Annotated in this window: 4 protein-coding genes; all 4 read left to right on the forward strand. The window is 63.3% G+C overall.

Annotated features, from left to right (window positions below; all coding sequences use genetic code 11):
• The coding region (locus tag AB4043_RS17310) for a DUF520 family protein (RefSeq protein WP_442307622.1) at nucleotides 1-374 on the forward strand (374 nt) is incomplete at its 5' end.
• Between the two features lie 116 nt (nucleotides 375-490).
• Nucleotides 491-778, forward strand: a complete 288-nt coding sequence (locus tag AB4043_RS17315; RefSeq protein WP_442302007.1) for a hypothetical protein — start codon at nucleotides 491-493, stop codon at nucleotides 776-778.
• A 17-nt stretch (nucleotides 779-795) separates the two neighbouring features.
• The gene (locus tag AB4043_RS17320) at nucleotides 796-1,785 is read left to right on the forward strand and encodes a polyprenyl synthetase family protein (protein WP_442302006.1); all 990 of its coding nucleotides are present in this window, start codon (nucleotides 796-798) and stop codon (nucleotides 1,783-1,785) included.
• Between the two features lie 299 nt (nucleotides 1,786-2,084).
• The coding region (gene priA, locus AB4043_RS17325) for a replication restart helicase PriA (RefSeq protein ID WP_442307623.1) at nucleotides 2,085-3,971 on the forward strand (1,887 nt) is incomplete at its 3' end.

The raw sequence follows: 3,971 nt of genomic DNA on the forward strand, positions 1-3,971 counted from the left end.
CCCTCGAAGGTCAGGACGTGATCCAGACCGCCGCCACAGACGAGTACAAGCTGAAGGCGGTCAGCGAGATTCTGCAGCAGAAGCTGGTCAAGCGCGGCATCTCGCTCAAGAACCTGGACTTCGAAAAGATTGAGCAGGGCTCGCACGGATCTGCCCGCCAGAAGATCAAACTGCAACAGGGCATCCCCTCCGAGAAGGCCAAGCAGATCGTTGCCCTGGTCAAGGACTCCAAGAAGAAGGCTCAGGCCTCGATTCAGGGCGATACCGTCCGTATCGCCTCCAAGGACCGCGACGTGCTGCAGGAGGTTATGGCTCTGCTGCGCGGGAAAGACCTCGGCATCGATCTGCAGTTCACCAACTACCGTTCGAACTAGAGCGTTTTCCCTGTTGCTGGGTATCCCGGAAGCGTCGTACAGCGGCGCTTTCATTACGGAAAGCGCCCATAGATGCGGAAGCCCTACACTACACCCACAGGGAAAAGCTCCAAGCCATGACCAGAACCGCGGTAGTCGTCCAATACATTCAGACTGCCGTGGTTCTTGGCGTTCTCGCCGAGTTCATTGACGGAGCTACGCGGCACCTTCGCCCACCCTGTCCGAGCTGCCTTACCCCTCACGGCTGGCCGTTTCACTATTACTTCGATCCCGGCTCCGTCGGGCGGGGAGGCTGGATCTGGACCGGGCTTACGCTGGACCTGCTGCTGCTGCTCGGTCTCAGCGCGGTAATCGTCCGGCACCGGCAACGCCGCGCTCTTACGGCATCACCTTCGTCCAAGTAACTGGTACATTCAAAAGAGTGAGTGATTTGCAGATAGCGACGGCGAAAGAGGTCTTCGACCTGCTGCGTGACGATCTTGCCGCCATTGAGCGGGAGTTCGTCTCACAGTCGCAGTCCCAGGTGGAAGTCATCACCGAGATCGGCCGCTATCTCATCGCCGGCGGCGGCAAGCGCATCCGCCCCCTGCTGCTGCTGCTCAGCGCCAAGGCGCTCGGTTTCGAGGGCGAATCGCGTATCCGGCTGGGATCAGTGGTCGAGATGCTGCACACCGCCACCCTGGTACACGACGACATCATCGACGAGGCGGACACCCGCCGCGGCCGTCCCAGCTCCAACACCACCTGGGGCAACTCCAAATGTGTCCTGGCCGGCGACTGGCTCTATATGCAGGCCTTCAACGCGGCGCTGCAGGAGCAGAACTTCCACATCCTCGACCTGCTGATCTCACTGACCCAGCAGATGGTCGAAGGCGAGCTGCTACAGATGCAGAAGCTCGGCCACCTGATCAACGAGGAAGAGTACTTCGACCTGATCTTCCGCAAGACCGCCTGCCTCTTCAAGGTCTCCATGCAGCTTGGCGCGACTGTCGCCGGCGCTCCAGATGCCATTGAAGCCCAGCTCGGCGAATACGGCCGCAATCTCGGCCTGGCCTTCCAGATCATCGACGACGTGCTGGACCTCACCGCGACCGAGTCCACCCTGGGCAAGCCTGTCGCCAGCGACCTTCGCGAAGGCAAAGCGACCCTGGCCGTGATCCACGCCCTGGAGCGTGGCACCGGAGCCGACCGTGAGGCCATCCGTACCGTATTGGCCGACCGCAGCTTCCAGCGGGTGACGCACTCGCAGATTCTGGAGATCCTCGGACGGCACGGCTCACTCGAGTACGCGCACGACACCGCCCGCGCCTACGCCGAAGCGGCACGGCTCTCCATCGCCGACCTGCCCGACACTGACGCCAAGCGCGCCCTGTTGTGGGTGCCGGCCTACGTCGTCGACCGCGACCGCTAGATAAAACCGCTTTTTAGTTTTGTCATTTCGTAGCGTAGCGGAGAAATCCGCTTCTCCAACACATTGCCCTCAGCGGCTAAAGCCGCTTCCTTCGCAGCTCAACTCCGGCATGGCTGAAGCCATGCCCTTAAGCAAAACCGTTGCGCACCGCGCAACTAGTTCGCACCTGCGGTGCGAATGTCTTGCTTAAGGGGACGGCTTTCAGCCGTCCCGTACAAACGCTCCACAGACGGCGGCTTCAGCCGCTGAGGGCAAATCCAGACCACATATCCGCACCCAATCCTCGTACCCTAGAAGCAGTGTCCCGCTTCGCCGACATCGCTCTGCCCGTCCCCCTGGACCGCCCCTTTACCTACGCGGTAAATGGCGTCGTTCCGGCTGTCGGAGCCCGCGTTCTGGTTCCCTTCTCCGGGCAGAAGCTGATGGGTATCGTCGTCAAAGTCCATGACACGCCACCGCCTCCAGAGGTCGAGACCAAACCGATCCAGCAGGTGCTGGATGCAGAAGCCGTACTCTCACCTGAGCAGATGGAGCTGGCCGCCTGGATCAGCAGCTACTACCTCGCTCCGCTGGGCGAGGTGCTGCGCGGCATGCTGCCCCTGATGGCGGAAGTCCGCCGCGACATCACTTATCGCATCAGCGAGACAGGACGCGCCATTCTTTACCAGGGAGCCGAAGTCGGCTCTTCCCGCCGCAGCAAGCTCTCGCCTGAAGACCAGAACCGCGAGTACGCCGTCCTGAACCTGCTGGAAGCCGGTGATGCTCTGCGCCCCGGCCGCATTCGCTCCAGCACCGGAGCCAACAAAGCGCTGCTGGAAGGCATGGTGCGCAAGAAGTGGCTCGTACGCGAGACCGTCGCCGAACAGCGCGACGCCCGCCGCATGGAGCGCGTTGCCGTCCTTGTCCCTGACGCCCGGCTTCCCAAGCTCAACGCCAACCAGATGCGCCTGCTCTCGGAGCTCGCCGCCGTCAATGGTCGGATGAAGCTCGCCGACCTGCGCGGGCTTCCGGTGCCGCAGACAACGCTCGTCACACTGGTCCGGCGAGGCCTGGTGACCATCGAAGAGGTCCCCGAGAACTTCCATCTCGGCGCAGTCCACGCACCCGGCAAGAAACATGCCCACGAACACACGCTGAACTCGCAACAGCAGGCCGCCGCCGACGCCATCATCGCGGCACTGGACGCGCCTGCAGAACAGTTCCAGCCCATCCTGCTCTACGGCGTGACCGGCAGCGGTAAGACCGCCGTCTACTTCGCCGCCATGCAGGCCGCGCTTGACCGGGGCAAAGCCGCCATCCTTCTCGTTCCGGAGATCGGCCTCACGCCCGCCATGGCCGCGCAGCTCTACGCGGCCTTTGGATCGCAGGTGGCCCTGCTGCACTCGCAGCTCTCCCCCGATGAGCGCGCCGAGCAGTGGCATCGCATTCGCCGCGGCGAAGCGCCTATCGTCGTCGGTACGCGGTCAGCCATCTTCGCGCCGGCATCGAACCTCGGGCTCATCCTTGTGGACGAGGAGCATGACGGCAGCTACAAGCAGGAGGAGACGCCTCGTTACCACGCGCGCGACACGGCCATCGTTCGTGCTCGCCTGAACGGCGCTGCCATCGCCCTGGGCTCCGCCACGCCCTCCCTTGAGAGCTGGCACAACGGGCAGCGGGGCAAGTATGCGCGCGTCGAGATGCCAGACCGCGTCTCCAACCGTCCGCTGCCCGAGGTTGAACTCATAGACATGCGCGCCGAGTTCCAGCAAACCGGCGCAGACCAGATCTTCTCGCGCACGCTGATTGAAGAAACCCGTGCCGCACTCGACCGCGGCGAGCAGGCCATCATTCTTCTCAACCGACGCGGCTACAGCTTCGTGGTGATGTGCCGCTCCTGCGGTGAAAAGATCGAGTGCCAGAACTGCGCCATCGCCATGACCTATCACAAGCATGGCCGCGCCGATGAGATGGACAATCACGCGCGTGCCGGGCAGCGTCTGGAATGCCACTACTGCGGCTTCCGTCGCACCGTACCGCAACACTGCCCGCACTGCCAGTCAGAACACCTGTACTACCTCGGCGCGGGCTCACAGCAGGGCGAAGAGCGGCTGGCCGAGATCTTTCCCAACGCGCGCATCGGCCGCATGGACCGCGATACCGTGCGCGGCCGCGCGGATATGGAACGCCTGCTCACGCGCCTGCAC

The organism is Terriglobus sp. YAF25 (assembly GCF_052113305.1).
Classification (GTDB): Bacteria; Acidobacteriota; Terriglobia; order Terriglobales; family Acidobacteriaceae; genus Terriglobus.

Excerpts from the sequence above, each read along its gene's own strand:
- AB4043_RS17315 (WP_442302007.1), top strand. The coding sequence starts at position 491 with ATGACCAGAACCGCGGTAGTCGTCCAATACATTCAGACTGCCGTGGTT.